This window comes from Rhizobium sp. SEMIA 4085, from assembly GCF_013004495.1.
Lineage (GTDB): Bacteria > Pseudomonadota > Alphaproteobacteria > Rhizobiales > Rhizobiaceae > Rhizobium > Rhizobium gallicum.
Genome location: NZ_JABEPH010000700.1, coordinates 1 through 867, shown reverse-complemented (window position 1 = coordinate 867; position 867 = coordinate 1). Strand labels below are relative to the sequence as shown.

The window sequence follows — 867 nt, the reverse complement described above, 5'->3', positions numbered from 1 at the left end:
TTTCCTCCCGGCTCCGTCCGGGGTGGAGCACTGTCGTGCGTTTATCATGGCTGGAGCTACAGCCGGATCGGAACCTGCCTGCGCATCCCGGCCCATCCAGGCCTCACGCCGCCCGAAACGATCCGCTTGGAGACGCAACAGGTCGAGGAGTCTGATGGTGTCATCTGGGTTGCCGCAGAGCAACTTATGGCTGGGCCTCCGCGGCTTGAAGGCCTTGTTCCATTGCGCTCCTTGGTGGCAGATGCCAGTACTGAGGCGGTCGAGGCTGCTGCGAACGCAAAGGCAGGCCCGGAAGGCCTTGTCTGGCATGCGCAGAATAGCCAGACGATCCGGCTGTTGCTCGTTCCGCAAGACAACGGCCAGACATTGATTCATGTCCTGCTGGACGATGATAGCTGCCTGGCCGCGCGCATTGCCGCCTCACGGGCATGCGAAACTTTGCGGCGGATGGCCGAGGAGCTTCAGACGAAAGGCAAAGCGTCATGAAGCAAAACGCGATGATCGACGATTGGTATCCCGTCGGTCTCTTCAGTCAGCTCGACATCGACGGGCGCAAGACCGCCCTGATGGGAGAGCCTATCGAATTGGCGCTTGACACCCACGGAAACATCAACGTGAAATCCAGCGACGGGCGCTTTCTCCCCGTTTGCCTGCGCTACGGCCACATCTGGTCCTCTCTCGGCAAACCTCGAAAGGATCTTTTTCCGATTCCCGAGGCCGATCAGCCCGGCCGCCGGTTTGTCGATGTGGGTGTCGCTCGCGTGCGCTGCTCGCCGCTGCGCGCAGTGGAGAACTTTCTCGACATAGCGCACTTTCCCTTTGTGCACACCGACATCCTGGGCGCGGAGCCACACACCGAGGTTCAGG

The 867-nt window shown here is 61.1% G+C and carries 1 protein-coding gene and 1 pseudogene; both read left to right on the top strand.

Features of this window, described 5'->3' with window-relative positions:
• A partial coding sequence (locus tag C9413_RS32485) for a Rieske 2Fe-2S domain-containing protein (protein ID WP_170251634.1) occupies positions 1-486 on the top strand: 486 nt, incomplete at its 5' end.
• Positions 483-867: pseudogene (locus C9413_RS32480) on the top strand (aromatic ring-hydroxylating dioxygenase subunit alpha); the annotation flags it as partial. The gene C9413_RS32485 and the pseudogene C9413_RS32480, both read left to right, overlap by 4 nt.